The organism is Aurantimonas sp. C2-5-R2 (genome assembly GCF_036549495.1).
Taxonomy (GTDB): Bacteria; Pseudomonadota; Alphaproteobacteria; order Rhizobiales; family Rhizobiaceae; genus Aurantimonas; species Aurantimonas coralicida_A.
Window position 1 is genome coordinate 1 of record NZ_JAZHLJ010000002.1, and the last position, 16,392, is coordinate 16,392.

Sequence of the window (16,392 nt, forward strand, 5' to 3'; positions counted from 1 at the left end):
GTATCGGGCAGGTCCACCGCATTCTGACGCGCCGCACCTATATGGGCGAGCATGAGTTCAACAAGCGTAGCAAGTCCAAGGAACTGAAGCCGGCCAGCGAGATCGTGACGGTTCCGGTCCCGCCGATCATCGACCGGGAGACGTTCGACGCGGTGCAGGCGCGGCTCAAGGCGCGCAATCCCAAGGTCATGCCCGCCCGCGTCATCAGCGGGCCGACCATGCTCACCGGCCTGATCCATTGCGCCAAATGCGGTGGGGCCATGACGATCCGCACCGGCAAGGGCGGGCGCTACCGCTATTACGCCTGCTCGATGAAGGCGCGGCAGGGACCAACCGCCTGCGAGGGCATGGCCGTGCCGATGGAGAAGCTGGACGATCTGGTCGCCGATCACCTTGAGAGCCAGCTTCTTCAGCCCAAGCGGCTGGAAACCATCCTCGCAAGCGTGCTCGACCGGCGGCAGGAGCAATCCGAGCGCCGCAGCGACCATATCGCCGAACTGAACAAGCGGGCCGCCGAATCGGAACTGCGGCTCAAACGTCTCTACGACGCCATAGAGGCGGGCGTGGCCGACATCGACGATCCCGCGCTCAAAGACCGCATCGACGGGCTCAAGGCCATCCGGGATCAGGCCAAGGCCGACGCAGAGCGAGCGCAGGCCATGCTCGACAACTCCGGCAGCAAGGCCGTCACCCCGCAGTTGGTCCGCGCTTTCGCTAAAACCGCCCGCCAGCGCATCCGGCTCGAAGGTGGCGGCTACCGCCGCGACCACCTGCGTGCGCTTGCCCAGCGTGTCGAAGTCGCCGATGGCGAGGTTCGGATCATGGGATCGAAGTCTCGGCTGCTACAGGCGCTGATCGGAAAAAATGGCGTAAATTCAGTGCCCACTCAGGGACTGAAGTGGCGGATGGGGTGGGATTCGAACCCACGAGACGGTCTCCCGCCTGCCGGTTTTCAAGACCGGTGCCTTCAACCGCTCGGCCACCCATCCCGCTCCGACCGCATAATGGCGATGGCGACGGGAGGCAAGGCGAGTCGGCGCAGGAATGCATATCGGTCCGCCTGGCTCGCCCTGCGCCAGCCGGATGGACGTTCGTCGCCGGGGCGATTCACGGATTCGCGCGGTGATTGAAACAAATCGTGACAAAATTGACGAAGAGGCGAAAGCGTGGCGGAATTTTGGCGGATGTAAGGCGAAGGCTGAGGCGAGTTGCCGATTTCCTACGTCCCCGCTCGAGAAAGGCGTGGCCGTCGCACAGAATTTCCGGCTTTCCCGACAGTGCCTTACCACCTTCATGACCGGGGCCGCGGACGCCGACACAGGGCCATTCGCCTCCAACTTGCTGTCGTCGTAACCGTTGCGCGACTCCCTGACCCCGGCAGGTCAGGTTCGCGGCATGGCGGCGATGCCAGGATCGTTCGGCCGGAATGCGTTGATTCGCGTGTTCGGCGGTTGTTAAGTCTTTGTCTGCATGGGTGCGCTGCGCTGGGGAGCGTCTGTTCGCACCCGCGTTGACAGATGCATGGAAGAGGGGGTGCCGCATGGGCTATGCCATTGCGGATATGAAACGGAGCGCGATCCTGACGGGTATGCTCGTCTCGGTTGGACTTCTGGTATCGGGTTGCCAGGGCGCGCGATCGCCGGTCCAAGAGATGGCCGACATCAGTACGACCGTGAAGTTCGATTCCAAGACCTTTGGTGTTCCAGCCAGTCCGCGGGTGACGACCTCGAAAAACATCCGCAAGGGCGGCGGCCGCTCCCAGGTCGGCAAGCCCTACAAGGTGCGCGGCCAATGGTATTATCCCAAGGATGAGCCGGGTTATGTGAACACCGGCATCTCCTCCTGGTATGGACCGAACTTCCACGGCCGCCTGACCGCCAATGGCGAAATCTACGACATGTACGGGTTGTCGGCCGCCCATAAGACCTTTCCGCTGCCGTCCTATGCGATGGTCACCAATCTGACGAACGGAAACCGGGTGATGGTGCGGGTCAACGACCGAGGGCCTTATGCCCACGGCCGCGAGATTGATGTGTCCTCGCAGGCCGCCGACCTCCTCGACTTCAAGACCGCCGGCACGGCCAATGTGAAGGTGGAATATATCGGCCGGGCGCCGCTCGAAGGCGATGACACCCAAATGCTGATGGCCAGCTTCGAGCGCGGTGGGGAATGGAATTCCTCCGGCGCCGAGGCCGTCATGGTGGCGGCGGCAGACCAGCCAATCTCGGGCAGGAACGGCCTCGCGCATGTCGCATACGACGCGGCGAAACCAGAGTTGCCTGGGGTTCGACCGCTCGACCATCTGGCGCGGGATCTCTGGACACCAGTCCCGTCTGTCGGACAGTCAGTGCCGGTCCCGACATCGCCGGCCTTCAGCTCGTCCTATGCATCTGAGTCACGAGCGTCGGGAGCACCCCGTGCTCTCAGGGCGTTTGGCGCCCGCGGCGCTTCAGCTGAGCGGATCGCAATTGGCCTGATCGACGAAGCGGTGGCCGAACGTGTTCGTTTCCTCGTCAATGGGAAGGGCGATCTGATTGAAGAAGCCGGACCGGAGGCCGGTCTGATCTCGGCGAGCCTCGCCGTCGCTCGGGGCGAGGATGTCGACGCGGTGCTTCTCGCGCTGTGGCAGGCTGGCGCCGACGAAGCCTTCGTCGTTCGGAACTGATTTCGACCGGCTTCCGCAACCATCTGACGCCAATTCTTGCGATCGAAACACCCGATAGCCTAGTTTGGGGTCAAGAACGGCATCAGCGCGCGTTCGCAACGGGCCTTCCGGGAAAGATGGTGTCCATGAGTCGAGCAGGTTTCCTCAAGACGCGTGTCCTGTTCGCGGCAGGTATTCTGGCGGCGGTGGTCGCATCGAATCCGACATTTTCGCAGGAACCTGCTACGGCGTCGCGGATCGAAACGGCGGCGAAGCAAGCGCTCCTGGTCGACGGCGAAACCGGGACGGTGCTTTTCCAGAAAGATCCCGACGCGCCATTTCCCCCTGTCTCTCTCGCCAAGATGATGACGATGGAGATCGTATTCGCGGCATTGCGCGCCGGCGAGTTGCGCATGGATACGGAATTTCCGATCAGCGAACACGCCTGGCGGACCGGCGGCGCTCCGTCGGGCTCCTCCACCATGTTCGCCAAGCTGAATTCCCGCGTTCCGGTCGAGGCGTTGATCCGCGGCACCATCGTCCAGTCGGCGAACGACGCGGCGATCGCCATTGCTGAGGGGATGGACGGCTCGGAGGAGGCTTTTGCACAGAGGATGAACGAGCGCGCCCGTGAATTGGGAATGACCGCCTCGCGTTTCGTCAATCCGACCGGGCTCCCGGCTGACGGCCAAGAAGTCACGGTGCGCGATCTGCTGACTTTAGCGCGCTATATCCGCGCAACATATCCCGAGTTGTACAAGATCTATGCCGAGCCCGCCTTCGAATGGAACGGGATTTTCCAGCGCAATCGCAATCCGCTTCTGGCGATGGAACTCGGTGCCGACGGCATGGGAACCGGCTATACGGAAGCGTCGGGTTATGCCCTGGTCGGTGTGACGCAGATGGACGGCCGGGTGACCTTTCTGGCGATGAGCGGCCTCGAGAAGTCCAAGGAGCGCGCCGATGAGGCCCGCCGTCTGTTGACCTTTGCCGAGGAGGCCTTCGAGCCCCGCATCCTGTTCGAGAGCGGCGCGAGCATTGGCACCGCAAGCGTCTTTGGCGGCAGTTCGGGCAGCGTCCCGCTGGCCGTCCGCCAACCCGTCAAGCTATTGGTTCCGGTCGATGCTCAGGACCGCGTCTCGGCCCAGATCCGCTACAATGGGCCGCTGATCCCGCCAATCAATGAAGGTGACAGGGTTGCTTCGCTGGAAATCCGCGTCGATGAGGACATAGTGATGACCCAAGCTCTTTATGCTGGCGCTTCCGTCTTCGCCGGGGACTTCGCGGACCGCGCGATGGGAGCGGTCAAGGAACTGGCCGTCGGCTGGCTCCGCGCCTTTTGATCTGCGAGATTCGGACGCCCATTGACCAGTTTTTTCATCACATTCGAAGGCGGCGAGGGCAGCGGCAAGACGACGCAAATCGCCCGTCTTGCCCGCCACCTGGAAGCCCAGGGCCGTATCGTGGTGACCACACGCGAACCCGGCGGTTCGCCCGGCGCCGATGCGATCCGGCACGTCATCCTGTCGGGCGCGGCCGAGGAACTTGGGCCGGAGGTAGAGGCCATTCTGTTCGCCGCGGCGCGCGCCGATCATGTGGCGGCCGTGATACGTCCGGCGATCCAGCGCGGCGAGGTCGTTCTGTGCGATCGGTTTCACGATTCCACCCGTGTCTATCAATTCCTGGACGCCTCCCTCGACCGTGATCTGATGAAACGCCTCGAGCAGGCCGCGACCGCGGGGCTATACCCAAATCTGACGATCATCCTCGATGTCCCGGCCGGCATCGGGGCGGAGCGCGCCCGTGAACGACGAAAAGGCGGCACGGCCGACCGGTTCGAGAAGGAAGGCGAGGCCCTGCACGAGAGACGGCGGCAGGCCTTCCTCAAGATTGCCGCCGAAGAGCCGGATCGCTGCGTCGTCGTCGATGGGACACGGGCGGAGGATGTGGTCGCCGCGGAAATCGCCGGCATCGTCGATGATCGGCTAGAAGCGGCGCGATTCGAGGCAATTTGCCAATCTCTCAACGCGAGGCAGGGAACGTCATGAACGACCTGCCGCTCGAAACGCCGGAAGCCCACGACGATCTCGACGGCGTACCGGCGCCGCCGGCGACACTCACGCTGTCGGGCCATGAGAACGAATGGCGGGAACTCGTTGCGGCCGGGGCTAGCGGACGTCTTCATCATGCATGGCTTTTCCAGGGGCCGCGCGGCATCGGCAAGGCCACGACGGCCTTCGCCTTCGCGCGGCATCTACTGGCGGGGCCGCGGCCGGACGAACCGGAGGCGGCAACGCCGGTATTCTCGCCAGACGACGCGACTGTCCGTCAAATCGCCTTCGGGACGCATCCGAACCTGATCCACGTCGCGCGGCCGCCAGTCGAAAAGGGTACGGGCTTCAGGACGCAGATCACCGTCGACGAGGTCCGCAAGCTCAACCGCTTCTTTCATGCGACGGCATCGGGTTCCAATTGGCGGATCGCGTTGATCGACCCGGCCGACGACATGAACCGCAGCGCGGCCAATGCGCTTTTGAAGATCTTGGAGGAGCCCCCGCCGCGGTCGCTGTTTCTGATCACCAACCACACCCCCGGCCGGTTGCTTCCGACGATCCGCTCTCGTTGCCGGCTGTTGCAGTTCAAGCCGCTGGATGAGGACGACCTCGCGGCGACCCTCGCCCATTGCCTGCCGAGCGCCGACGCGGAGGAAATTCGTGCCGCGGCACGGATTGCCGAGGGCAGCGTCCGCGAGGCCATCTCGCTGATCGCTCACGGCGGGATAGAGATTCGCAGCACTCTGGACCAGTTGCTCCAGGCCAACAGGCCTGATTGGAACGCTATCCATTCCCTGGCCGACGCCTTGACGCTCAAGGGGCGGGAATCGGCCTATGAGCTGCTTGTCGCGGCGCTGCTCTCCGCGATCGCGGAAGCCAGCGAGACATGCCTTCTGGCCGGCGACGGGGAGGGCGCGGCGGCGTTGGCCTCGCTGTGGCAGGACGAAACCACGCGGCTTCGGGAAGCCGCAGCCTATAATCTGGACCGAAAGCAGGCTCTCCTCACACTGTTCGACGGGTTCTATCACCGGCGTGCGCGGCACCGGGCCGCCTGACACGCCCCCTGTGCCCGCGCCGAACCGGCAACGGCGCCGATTGAGCCGTCTGGCGCAATGCTCTATGTCGCGGGTACGACATTGCTTCCCGCACCGGATTTGACGAAAGCCCCGATGGCCGAACGCTTCTACCTGACCACCGCGATCTCCTATCCGAACGGTCGCCCGCATATCGGCCACGCGTACGAGCTGATCGCGACCGACGCGCTGGCGCGCTTCAAGCGGCTCGACGGCTACGAGGTGTTTTTCCTGACCGGCACGGACGAACACGGCATCAAGATGCTGCAGAGCGCGCGCGACCAGGGGCTGGCGCCGAACGAACTGGCCGAGCGCAATTCCGCTGAGTTCGAGCGCATGGCCGAAGCGCTCGGCGGCACAAACGACGACTTCATCCGCACCAGCGAAAAGCGGCATGTCGCTGCGAGCCAGGCGATCTGGACGAAGATGGCGGCCGCTGGCGACATTTACAAAGGCGCCTATTCCGGCTGGTATTCGGTCCGCGACGAGGCCTATTACGGCGCCGACGAAACCACCGTCGGCGAGGACGGCAAGCGCCGCGGACCGCAAGGCTCGCCGGTCGAGTGGGTCGAGGAGGAAAGCTATTTCTTCCGGCTCTCGAATTTCCAGGACCGTCTTCTGGCACACTACGAGGCCAATCCGGACTTCATCGGCCCGGCCGAACGGCGCAACGAGGTCGTCTCCTTCGTTCGTTCCGGCCTGAAGGATCTGTCGGTGTCCCGCACGACCTTCGATTGGGGAATTCCGGTGCCGGACGATGAAAAGCACGTCATGTACGTGTGGGTCGACGCGCTGACGAACTATCTGACGGCGACAGGATTTCCGGGCGAGGGCGAGCGGACGTCCTTCTGGCCCGCCGATCTGCACGTGATCGGCAAGGACATCGTGCGGTTTCACGCTGTCTATTGGCCGGCCTTTCTGATGTCGGCGGGGATACCGCTGCCGCGTCGCGTCTTTGCCCACGGCTTTCTGTTCAACCGCGGCGAGAAAATGTCGAAATCAGTCGGCAACGTCATCGATCCGTTCGCGCTGATCGACGTCTACGGCCTCGATCGTCTGCGCTATTTCCTCTTGCGCGAGGTGCCGTTCGGCCAGGACGGAAATTACTCGCACGACGCCATCGTCAACCGAACGAATTCCGAGCTCGCCAACGATCTGGGCAATCTGGCCCAGCGTTCGCTGTCGATGGTCGCCAAGCACTGCGCCGGCGCGGTGCCGACGCCATGTCATTTGAGCGAAGCCGATGAAGCCATCCTGTCGGCCGCGAGCAACCTTTTGCCGAAGGCGCGCGAGGCGATCGACCGGCAGGAACTCCACGCGGTCCTTGCCGCGATCATTGCGGTCGTCAGCGAGGCGAACCGATATTTCGCAGGGCAAGAACCCTGGGCGCTGCGCAAGAGCGACCCGGCGCGCATGGAGACTGTCCTCTATGTCACCGCCGAGGTGATCCGGCGGGTGGCGATCCTGCTGCAGCCCTTCGTGCCGGAGAGCGCCGCCAAGCTGCTCGACACGCTCGGCGTGGCCGACGACGAACGAAGCTTCACCGACCTGACGCCGGACGTCGCCTTGGTGCCCGGCCAATCACTTCCGGCGCCGCAACCGGTATTTCCGCGTTTTGTCGAGGCGGAGACGCCCGCGTGACGATGCCGTTTCTGGTCGACAGCCATTGCCACCTCGATTTCCCTGATTTCGAGGGTGAGCACGTCGAATTGCTCAGTCGTGCAAAGGCTGAAGGGGTTGGTCTGTTCGTGACGATCTCGACCCATGTGGCCCGGATCGAGCGATTGAAACAGTTGACCCGCGCGCACGCGGAAATCTTCGCCTCGGTGGGAACCCATCCACACAATGCAGCGACGGAGCCAGATACGCCCGTGGCGGACTTGGTGCGGCTGAGCCAGGACGAAAAGATCGTCGCCATCGGCGAAGCCGGCCTCGATTACTTCTACGACAAAGCCCCGCGAGACATCCAGGAGACTGTCTTTCGGCGCCATATCGAAGCGGCGCGCGAAACGGGTTTGCCGCTCGTCATCCATTCGCGCGACGCTGACGCCGATATGATCCGAATTCTGGAAGACGAAAGCGGGAAGGGGGCCTTCCCGTTCATTCTCCACTGTTTCTCCTCCGGCCGCGGCCTCGCCGAGGCCGGGATCGCGCTCGGCGGCTATGTGTCGTTTTCCGGAATTCTGGCGTTCAAGAAATCCGAGGAGATCCGCGCCATCGCCGCCGATGTGCCGATGAGCCGGTTGCTCGTCGAGACGGACGCGCCATATCTCGCGCCGCCGCCGTATCGTGGCAAGCGAAACGAGCCGGCTTACGTGCGTCACACAGCAGAGGTTCTAGCCGAAACCAAGGGCGTTGATCTCGGCGAAATCGCGCAACAAACGTCGGACAACTTCCTTGCCTTGTTCACGAAAATCCCCGATCCGCGCGGCGGCTGAGCGGTGGAGGACTGCTTAGTGAGCGATACGCTGCGATTGACGATTCTGGGATGCGCTTCCTCGCCGGGGGTGCCCCGGATCAATGGTGATTGGGGCGTCTGCGATCCGGCAAACCCCAGGAATCGACGCACCCGCAGCGCCGCTCTCATCGAACGAATTGGCGCCGCCGGTCGAACCGTGGTCGCCATCGATTGCGGACCGGATTTTCACCAGCAAATGCTCAGTGCATCCGTGACGCGCCTCGACGCCGTCGCGCTGACGCACTCACACGCCGACCATATTCACGGCATCGACGATCTGCGCGGCTATATGCTCGCACAGCAGACACGGATACCGCTCCATGCCGACGCCGCGACCCACGATCGCGTGCTCGAGGCGTTTCGCTATTGTTTCGAGACGCCGCCGGGCAGCAACTATCCGCCGGTCGCCCGGCACGTCGCCATCACTGCCGGGCAGAGTTTCGAGATCGCCGGACCTGGCGGATTGCTCTCGGTGACGCCGTTTCGGCAGGAGCATGGCGCGATTCATTCGCTCGGCTTCCGAGTCGGACCCATCGCTTATTGCAGCGACGTCAGCGATTTCCCCAATGAAGCAATCGCCGCGATCGACGGCGCCCGGCACGTCGTCATCGATGCGCTCCAATACAAACCGCATCCGAGCCATCTGACCGTCGCCCAGGCGCTCGCATGGATCGACCGCTTCCATGTCGACGGCGCGACGCTGACACACATGAACACGCCGCTCGACTACGACACGCTCTGCGCCGAACTGCCGGCGCATGTGCGGCCGGGATATGACGGCCTGACGATCGAATTCCCGCTGGACTGAGGTCCGTGTCGATCGGCACCGATCCAGCCATCGGACAGTGGAGGTTGCGCCACCGTTACACCAGCCAGCCGTCGCCTACATATTTGGTTCCATAATATATCTTATGCCACTTAATGACGTGAGAGTAGCTGGCGGCAGGACCAGGGTTGAACGTCGATGACGACACATCCCGGCCATGCGCACTGCCCTGCTCGTCGTCCTGTTGCAGTCGGTGTTCTCCGCGACCGACACATGAACGGTCTTTCGATGTGCATGAGGGTCGGCATGCGCTTTCGAATATCGCTTCGCCGGAACCAATCGCTCCGGTTCAGAAGGATCAGCGTCCGCCTTGTCATCCCTGGTGCTGGAGCCAAGTGCATCACCGCGAGCAACCTTTCGCGGGCAGACGGCTTAACCCTCCACGGATCGCGCACCGGTTCGGATGCGCACGCTTTCAAGGAGACGACAATGAGCATGTTCGGCAACATCATGAACAAGATTTTCGGGCAAGGGTCCGCAGAGGCGGCGGAGGCGCCTGCTTCCTCGAAAGCACCTTCGGCGAGCCCCGCACCCCAGAAGCCAGCCAGCAACGATCAGGGTGCATCACCGACCGCGACTGCTCAGGTGACGTCGCCAAAACCCGCGCAACCGGCAACCTCCATGCCGCCGGCAACCGGCGCTTCGACAGCCTCGGCGCCGGCCCGAACTGTCGACGTCGGCGCGGCTCTCGACAAGATGGCGGCTTCGCACAAGGGCGGCGGCGGCCATTACCAGACATCGATCGTCGACCTCCTCAAGCTTCTCGACATGGATTCCAGCCTTGCTGCCCGCAAGGAACTGGCCGACGAATTGAACGTCCATGCAGGGCCAGATGGCAGCGCGGAGGAGAACATTGCGCTTCATAAGGCGGTGATGCAGAAACTCTCGGAAAATGGCGGCGTTGTGCCCGAAAGCCTGCGCAACTGATGAACCGTCCTGGCGCTGCGGCAGCTTGCTGCGGCGCCCGGATCCTTGTGGTGTGATGGGCACCTTCACGTTGGCGCGGCGTGAGGGTAACAACTGCCCTCGCCCTTGTTCACAAGCCGGTCAGGCGATGAGGGTGCAATCTGCCCGGGCGATCCGATAGGATCGGCCCGGCAGCGTCACAACCCGCGCAAGGACGACCACATGACACCCTCCAAAAACGTGGCCCGGCTCGTGGAGATCATGGAAGCGCTGCGCGACCCAAAAACTGGGTGTCCGTGGGATATCGAGCAGAGTTTCGCGACGATCGCGCCCTATACGGTCGAGGAAGCCTACGAAGTGTCCGACGCGATCGAACGCGACGACATGGTCGATTTGCGCGAGGAATTGGGCGACCTCTTGCTTCAGGTCGTCTATCACGCCCAGCTCGCCGCCGAACAAGGCCTGTTTGAATTCGGCGACGTCGTCGAGGCAATCACGGGAAAGATGGTCCGCCGGCATCCGCATGTGTTCGGTGACGCCGTTGCGCGCTCGGCCCGCTCCGCCAAGGGCCAGTGGGAAAAGATCAAAGCAGAGGAAAAGGCCGAGAGAGCAGCATTGCGGGCAAAACTTTCCGGCGACGCAAGCCTACCAACCGGTGCGAACGGCGCCGACCGGCCGCGGCATCTCGACGGGATTCCCGCCGCGTTTCCGGCGCTGACGCTGGCGCTCAAGGTGCAGAAGAAGGCCGCCGACACCGGCTTCGACTGGGACCGGCCGGAGCCGATCCTTGAGAAGATCGACGAGGAACTGGGCGAATTCGCAGAGGCGATAGCGGCCCATGACCGAGATGCAAGCGAGGCGGAACTCGGCGACCTTTTGTTCAGCGTCGTCAATCTCGCCCGCTTCCACGAGATCGACCCGGAACTGGCGTTAAGACGCTGCGTGCGCAAATTCCGGGACCGGTTCGGCTTTATCGAGGATCAGCTCGAAACGACCAACCGATCGCTGCATTCGGCGAGTCTCGACGAGATGGAGGCCTTGTGGGTGGCGGCGAAGCGCCGATCGGCTCCCTCGCCAGACTGAGGCGCCAGGCGACGGATGTCTTCTATTTTGCCTTGGTTGCTCGTTTTGGACGTCGCGACTGCTGGGAAGCGCGACGTGAAGCCGCATCGGCGATAGCGATCCAACTTTCGGCCTCGTCCTGATCGTCGAGTGCCGACTCCGGCATGCGGTAATAGGGCATGCGCGTCGGCGCCCGGCCCTCGCGCGCATAGGTCCAGCGCGTCAGATCGGCCGCCTCGTAGATGGGCTCACTGACCGCATCGCTCTTCAAATAGAGTTCGCCCTGGACCACGACGGCGACGATCCGATCTCCGGAGTAGACCCCCTGCCCGCCGAACATCCTGCGAACGCGGACATCAGCAAGCGAGACGAAGAGGTCCCGCAGGAAATCCTCGTCCATCCGATTGCCTTTCGCCGTTAGCCAGCGTGACCGGCAAGCGCCGCCAGATCCGCCTGCTTCAATTCAACCGACTCGCCGCAGCCGCAGGCCGAGGTCTGATTGGGATTGCGGAAGGTAAAGCCCGAGCGCAGTACGGTCTCCTCGTAGTCCATCTCGGTGCCCAACAGGAACAGCACCGCCTCCGGGGCGATGAAAACGCGTGCGCCGTCTTTTTCGATCGAGTCTTCACCCGGCTTCGCTTCCGTTGCCAGATCGACCGTATATTCCATGCCGGCGCAGCCGCCCTTCTTGATGCCAACGCGAAGGCCAAGGGCGTCCTCGCCCTTGGTGGCCAGGACCGCCTTCACGCGGTCGGCGGCGGTGTCGGTCATGCTCATGACGGTGAAACGGCCCATGGCGGTTTCCTTTTCGGCTGTGCAGGGTCGTGCGGATTCTACACGAAACATGGGCGGTATGGCGGCACTACGCAAGCTGAACACAATGTCCTCCTCTCGCCCGGCTATGATTGTCGGGCGCTCAAGAGCGCGTCCACAACTCGCGGGTGGCGAGTTCCGCGGCATGGCCGTCGGGATCGCGGAAATAGAGGCTGTTCCCCCGCCCCTTCGACCACGTCACTTCGCTTTCGATTAGAACGCCGCATGCCATCAGATGATCGCGCCATGTATCGAGTGAGCCATCCGGTATCGCCAACGCGAAATGAATGGGCCCGCTGCCGTCATGCGGCGGGATCGTACCGCCGGGCGTCGTCACGGCTTCGAGCGTCGAACCGCGCGCGAAAAGGATCAGAACCGTACCGTCGGGCATACGGAAGACGGTGATACGGTCTTCCGCGAACAGCGGCGACAGGCCCAGAACGCGGCGGTAGAAGTCGCGCGACCGTTCCATGTCGTCGACATAAAGGCAGGTTTCCAAAAGCCCGGCGAGTGGTGGAGCCATGGGTACGCCTGCGTCGCCGATCAGAACCAGCCGACGGCGACCTGTGCCTCTTCGCTCATGCGCTCCGGCGTCCACGGCGGATCGAAGACGAGATCGACCCGGACCTGCCCGACGCCGGCGACGGAGTTAACGGCGTTCTCGACCCAGATCGGCATTTCGCCGGCGACGGGGCAGCCTGGCGCCGTCAGCGTCATTTCGACATCGACATTGCGCTCGTCGTCGATGTCGATCTTGTAAATCAGGCCGAGCTCATAGATGTCGGCCGGAATCTCCGGGTCGTAGACGGTCTTCAGCGCGCCGACGATGTCGTCGGTGAGGCGCGTCAACTCCTCCGCGGGCAGCGCCGACACGGGCGCCGCGTCCTCGGAGGCCACCGCACCGTTTGCATCCGGAGTATCATCGTTCGCCGGCGTCGTGATCTCGGCTTCGTCAGTCATGAATTGATCCTCAGGCCCGGTCGTCAGGCAAAGAAGCGTCTGGCTTTTTCGAGGGCTTCCGCGAGGCGGTCGATTTCCGCCAGTGTGTTGTACATACCAAATGATGCCCGACATGTGGAGGTCGCGCCGAAACGCTTCAAGAGCGGCTGGGCGCAGTGGGTCCCGGCCCTGACCGCAACCCCCTCCCGGTCGATCACCATCGACACGTCGTGGGCGTGGATGCCTTCCAGGTCGAAGGAGACGATCGCCCCCTTGCCCGGCGCTTCGCCGTAGATTCGGAGCGAATTCACTGCTTTCAGCCGCTCATGCGCGTAGTCCCTGAGGCTTTTCTCATGGGCCGCGATCGCATCGCGGCCGATCATGTTCATGTAGTCGATCGCAGCGCCGAGCCCGATCGCCTGGACGATCGGTGGCGTGCCGGCCTCGAAGCGGTGCGGCGGCGCATTGTAGGTCACGGTTTCCTCGGTGACCTCGACGATCATCTCGCCGCCGCCGTTGAACGGCCGTGTGCGCTCGAGCATATCGCGCCGACCGTAAAGAATCCCGATTCCGGTCGGGCCATAGAGCTTGTGACCGGTGAGGACATAGAAGTCGCAGCCGATGTCCTGGACGTCGACCGGCATGTGGACGGCGGCCTGGCTGCCGTCGACAAGAACCGGAATGCCCTTGGCGTGAGCGAGCGCGGTCACCGCCTTCACGTCGACGACCGTGCCCAGCACATTGGACATATGGGTCGTCGCCACCAGCTTGGTGCGCGGCGTGATCGCCTTTTCAAAGGCCTCGATGTCGATTGAACCGTCGTCTTCCACCGGCACGAAGACGAGCTTGGCGCCGTTCTTCTCGCGAATGAAGTGCCAGGGAACGATATTGGAGTGGTGTTCCATGATGGTCAGGACGATCTCGTCGTCCTCGCCGATCTCGCTCATCCCGTAGCCATAGGCGACGACATTGATCGCCTCGGTGGCCGAGCGGGTGAAGACGATTTCCTCGCTGCTGGCGGCGTGGAGGAAGTCGCGCACCTTGTCCCGCGCGCTTTCGAATTCCTCGGTCGCCTTGTTCGACAGGAAATGTAGCCCGCGATGGACGTTGGAATAGTCCTCGCTATAAGCCTTCTGGATTGCGTCGAGAACGACGCGCGGCTTCTGCGCCGAGGCGCCGTTGTCGAGATAGACCAGCGGCTTGCCGTAGACCTGTTTCGACAGGATGGGAAAATCCTGGCGCACGGCTTCGACGTCGTAGGCCCCGATGTCTGCGGCTGTCGCTTCGGCCTTCATGGAAACGGACTCCCGTGGCGAACCCGTGGGCTCGCGAAACTAGGCTGGATCTGATCAGGGCCGCCCAATGGCGACCGGATCAAAAAGCAGCGACGATCAGTGGCTCCGTTCGAGCCAGGTGTCGATGCGTTGCATCAGCGCATCTTCGGCGGCCTCATGCTCCAGTTCCTCGACGATTTCGGCGACGAAAGCCTTCACCAGAAGTGCTCGGGCCGACTGTTCGGGAATGCCGCGCGACATCAGGTAGAACAGATGGTCGGCGTTGATCTCGCCGGCTGTCGCCCCGTGGCCGCACTGCACGTCGTCGGCGAAGATTTCGAGTTCGGGCTTCGCCGAGAAATCGCCGTCGTCCGACAGGAGCAGCGTGTTGCAGGCCATCTTGGCGTCGGTCTTCTGCGCCTCCTTGGCCACCTTGATCATGCCTTGGAACACGCCGTGACCGCCGGTAACGACATTGCGGAACGTCTCGGTCGCCGTCGTATGCGGAGCTGTGTGCCTCAACGTGGTCGTCACGTCGATATGCTGGCCTTTCTCGATGAGATTGACGCCGCGGATCTTGATATCGCCGCCCTCGCCCATCGTCTCGGCATGCACCTCGTAGCGCACCAGCGCGCCGCCCGTGTTGAGGACGAACATCCGGAACGAGGCATCGGTGCCGAGTTCGACATTGAGCTGGCCGAGATGCGCGGCCGACGCGCCCTTGGCCTGATCGACGATCCAGAGCACATCCGCGCCCTCGCCGATCGCCAGATGCGAGACCCCGGTCGAGGGCGTCGGCGACGCCGCTCCCTCGATCCGCTCGACGAACACCGCTTTTGCGCCCGCGCCGACGGTGCAGCGCGCCAGGCCATGCGAGCGATCCCCCGCCTGGGAACGCAGTTCCAGCGGCGCTGTCACGTTGGTGTTCGGCGCAATCTCGATGGCGACGGCCGCCGCGCCAAACGACGCGTTCAAAAGCCGGATCGTATCGACCGGCCGGTCGAGGTGGTTCGGCGATCGGCTCCAATCCGCCGATTCCGTGATCGCCGAGACGGTGACACCCACCGGTATCGCGCCATTGTCGGGCGCACCGATCTCGACGACATGGCTGTTCGGCAGGAGCGGCGACAGCAGCGTGCTCCCCTCGCCTGACGGGCCTGCGGCTGCTGTGCCCTTGTCTTCCAGCCGGCTCATCAGCAAGCGCAGGTCGGTGTAGTGCCAGGCTTCGACGCGCCGGTTCGGCAGCCCATCGCGGCGCAGCGCCTCAACCGCCGAATCCTTGGCGTCGGCGACAACGCCGGTGCTTTCAGCACGCTCGATCAGCGCCGTTTCCGCCGGCGTCCGCGGGTTCATCTGATGCACATTCATCGTCACGCCGCCTCGTCGATGATCTGGCTGTAGCCCTCGTTCTCGAGCTGCAGCGCCAACTCCTTGGTGCCGGTCTTGATGATCCGTCCCTTGTAGAGGACATGCACCGTGTCTGGCACAATGTAGTCGAGCAAACGCTGATAGTGAGTGATCACGAGGAAGGACCGCTCCGGCGAACGCAACGCGTTGACCCCGTCGGCGACGATTTTCAACGCATCGATGTCGAGGCCGGAATCGGTCTCGTCCATGACGCAGAGCTTGGGCTCCAGCAACGCCATCTGCAGGATTTCGGCGCGCTTCTTCTCGCCGCCGGAAAATCCGACATTGAGCGGGCGCTTCAGCATGGCCGCGTCGATCTTCAGATCGGCCGCCGCCGCCTTCACCCGGCGCATCAGGTCCGGCGTCGTCATTTCGCCCTCGCCGCGCGCCTTGCGCTGGGAGTTGAGCGCCGTCTTGAGAAACGTCATCGTCGCCACGCCGGGAATTTCCAGCGGATACTGGAAGGCAAGGAAAACGCCTGCGGCGGCACGCTCGGCCGGGTCCATCTCCAGGATCGACTCGCCGTTGTAGAGGATGTCACCCTCGGTCACTTCGTAATCGCTGCGGCCGGCGAGAATATAGGACAGGGTCGATTTGCCGGAGCCGTTCGGCCCCATGATCGCGGCCACTTCGCCGGCCTGGACCGTCAGGTCGACGCCACGCAGGATTTCGGTCTCGTCGTCCGCCACGCGGGCATGAAGGTTTTTGATTTCAAGCATCGGTGTTTTCTTCAACGTTCGGTGTTGTCGGCGAGGTCGGCCGATTGGATTTCTGTCAGAAGACGATCGCGCTCGTTCTGAAGCGCTTCAAGTGCGTCGGCGACGGTCGAGTCAGTGGCATTTCCCTGCGCCATCCCGATCGTCTCCCGGGCCTGCGCGATCTCGTCTTCGATATCGCTCAGGCGTTCGTCGCGGGCGGCATCCTGCGGCACATTGG

The 16,392-nt window shown here is 63.4% G+C and carries 17 protein-coding genes, 1 tRNA gene and 1 pseudogene; 10 read left to right on the plus strand and 9 right to left on the minus strand.

What is annotated here, in order from left to right; all coding sequences use genetic code 11:
- Positions 1 to 20 precede the first annotated feature (20 nt).
- A pseudogene (locus VQ044_RS01050) lies at positions 21 to 383 on the plus strand (recombinase family protein); the annotation flags it as partial.
- A gap of 516 nt (positions 384 to 899) precedes the next feature.
- Here VQ044_RS01050 and VQ044_RS01055 read toward each other — a convergent pair.
- A tRNA-Ser gene (locus VQ044_RS01055) sits at positions 900 to 989 on the minus strand.
- 551 nt (positions 990 to 1,540) lie between these two features.
- On the opposite strand from VQ044_RS01055, the gene VQ044_RS01060 reads away from it, so the two are divergent.
- The 9 genes from VQ044_RS01060 (at position 1,541) to mazG (ending at position 11,044) form a co-directional block, all read left to right on the plus strand.
- Positions 1,541 to 2,665, plus strand: a complete 1,125-nt coding sequence (locus VQ044_RS01060; RefSeq protein ID WP_327622194.1) for a septal ring lytic transglycosylase RlpA family protein — start codon at positions 1,541 to 1,543, stop codon at positions 2,663 to 2,665.
- A 125-nt stretch (positions 2,666 to 2,790) separates the two neighbouring features.
- Positions 2,791 to 3,987, plus strand: a complete 1,197-nt coding sequence (locus tag VQ044_RS01065; RefSeq protein ID WP_327646638.1) for a D-alanyl-D-alanine carboxypeptidase family protein — start codon at positions 2,791 to 2,793, stop codon at positions 3,985 to 3,987.
- 21 nt (positions 3,988 to 4,008) lie between these two features.
- Entirely contained in the window at positions 4,009 to 4,692 is a 684-nt protein-coding gene (tmk, locus tag VQ044_RS01070) for a dTMP kinase (RefSeq protein ID WP_327622196.1), read from the plus strand.
- Positions 4,689 to 5,753: a DNA polymerase III subunit delta' gene (locus tag VQ044_RS01075; RefSeq protein ID WP_327646639.1), complete on the plus strand. Its 1,065-nt coding sequence runs from the start codon at positions 4,689 to 4,691 to the stop codon at positions 5,751 to 5,753. The genes tmk and VQ044_RS01075 overlap by 4 nt, the downstream gene beginning before the upstream one ends.
- A 114-nt stretch (positions 5,754 to 5,867) precedes the next feature.
- On the plus strand, positions 5,868 to 7,412 hold the full coding sequence (metG, locus tag VQ044_RS01080) for a methionine--tRNA ligase (protein WP_327646640.1): 1,545 nt from the start codon (positions 5,868 to 5,870) through the stop codon (positions 7,410 to 7,412).
- 2 nt (positions 7,413 to 7,414) lie between these two features.
- Complete coding sequence (locus VQ044_RS01085; RefSeq protein ID WP_327646691.1) at positions 7,415 to 8,209, plus strand: TatD family hydrolase; 795 nt, start codon at positions 7,415 to 7,417, stop codon at positions 8,207 to 8,209.
- Between the two features lie 69 nt (positions 8,210 to 8,278).
- The gene (locus VQ044_RS01090; protein ID WP_327646692.1) at positions 8,279 to 9,037 is read left to right on the plus strand and encodes an MBL fold metallo-hydrolase; all 759 of its coding nucleotides are present in this window, start codon (positions 8,279 to 8,281) and stop codon (positions 9,035 to 9,037) included.
- A gap of 447 nt (positions 9,038 to 9,484) precedes the next feature.
- On the plus strand, positions 9,485 to 9,982 hold the full coding sequence (locus VQ044_RS01095; protein ID WP_327646641.1) for a DUF3597 domain-containing protein: 498 nt from the start codon (positions 9,485 to 9,487) through the stop codon (positions 9,980 to 9,982).
- Positions 9,983 to 10,183: 201 nt separating this feature from the next.
- Entirely contained in the window at positions 10,184 to 11,044 is an 861-nt protein-coding gene (gene mazG / locus VQ044_RS01100) for a nucleoside triphosphate pyrophosphohydrolase (RefSeq protein ID WP_327646642.1), read from the plus strand.
- Positions 11,045 to 11,066: 22 nt separating this feature from the next.
- On the opposite strand, the gene VQ044_RS01105 is transcribed toward mazG, so the two are convergent.
- The 8 genes from VQ044_RS01105 to VQ044_RS01140 form a co-directional block, all read right to left on the minus strand.
- Entirely contained in the window at positions 11,067 to 11,423 is a 357-nt protein-coding gene (locus tag VQ044_RS01105) for a TfoX/Sxy family protein (RefSeq protein ID WP_327646643.1), read from the minus strand.
- 17 nt (positions 11,424 to 11,440) lie between these two features.
- Positions 11,441 to 11,818, minus strand: coding sequence for a Fe-S cluster assembly scaffold SufA (gene sufA, locus VQ044_RS01110; RefSeq protein ID WP_206454098.1), 378 nt, complete (start codon positions 11,816 to 11,818; stop codon positions 11,441 to 11,443).
- A 121-nt stretch (positions 11,819 to 11,939) separates the two neighbouring features.
- On the minus strand, positions 11,940 to 12,359 hold the full coding sequence (locus VQ044_RS01115; RefSeq protein ID WP_327646644.1) for a VOC family protein: 420 nt from the start codon (positions 12,357 to 12,359) through the stop codon (positions 11,940 to 11,942).
- 20 nt (positions 12,360 to 12,379) lie between these two features.
- Entirely contained in the window at positions 12,380 to 12,796 is a 417-nt protein-coding gene (locus VQ044_RS01120) for an SUF system Fe-S cluster assembly protein (protein WP_442872889.1), read from the minus strand.
- A 23-nt stretch (positions 12,797 to 12,819) separates the two neighbouring features.
- Positions 12,820 to 14,070, minus strand: coding sequence for a cysteine desulfurase (locus VQ044_RS01125; protein ID WP_327646645.1), 1,251 nt, complete (start codon positions 14,068 to 14,070; stop codon positions 12,820 to 12,822).
- A 96-nt stretch (positions 14,071 to 14,166) separates the two neighbouring features.
- A complete protein-coding gene (gene sufD, locus VQ044_RS01130) occupies positions 14,167 to 15,417 on the minus strand; it encodes a Fe-S cluster assembly protein SufD (protein WP_327646646.1) in 1,251 nt (416 codons plus the stop codon).
- A gap of 2 nt (positions 15,418 to 15,419) precedes the next feature.
- Positions 15,420 to 16,175 (minus strand): Fe-S cluster assembly ATPase SufC, encoded by a 756-nt coding sequence (gene sufC, locus VQ044_RS01135; protein WP_327646647.1) that lies wholly within the window; start codon positions 16,173 to 16,175, stop codon positions 15,420 to 15,422.
- Between the two features lie 11 nt (positions 16,176 to 16,186).
- Positions 16,187 to 16,387, minus strand: coding sequence for a hypothetical protein (locus tag VQ044_RS01140; protein WP_327646648.1), 201 nt, complete (start codon positions 16,385 to 16,387; stop codon positions 16,187 to 16,189).
- Between the last annotated feature and the right edge of the window lie 5 nt (positions 16,388 to 16,392).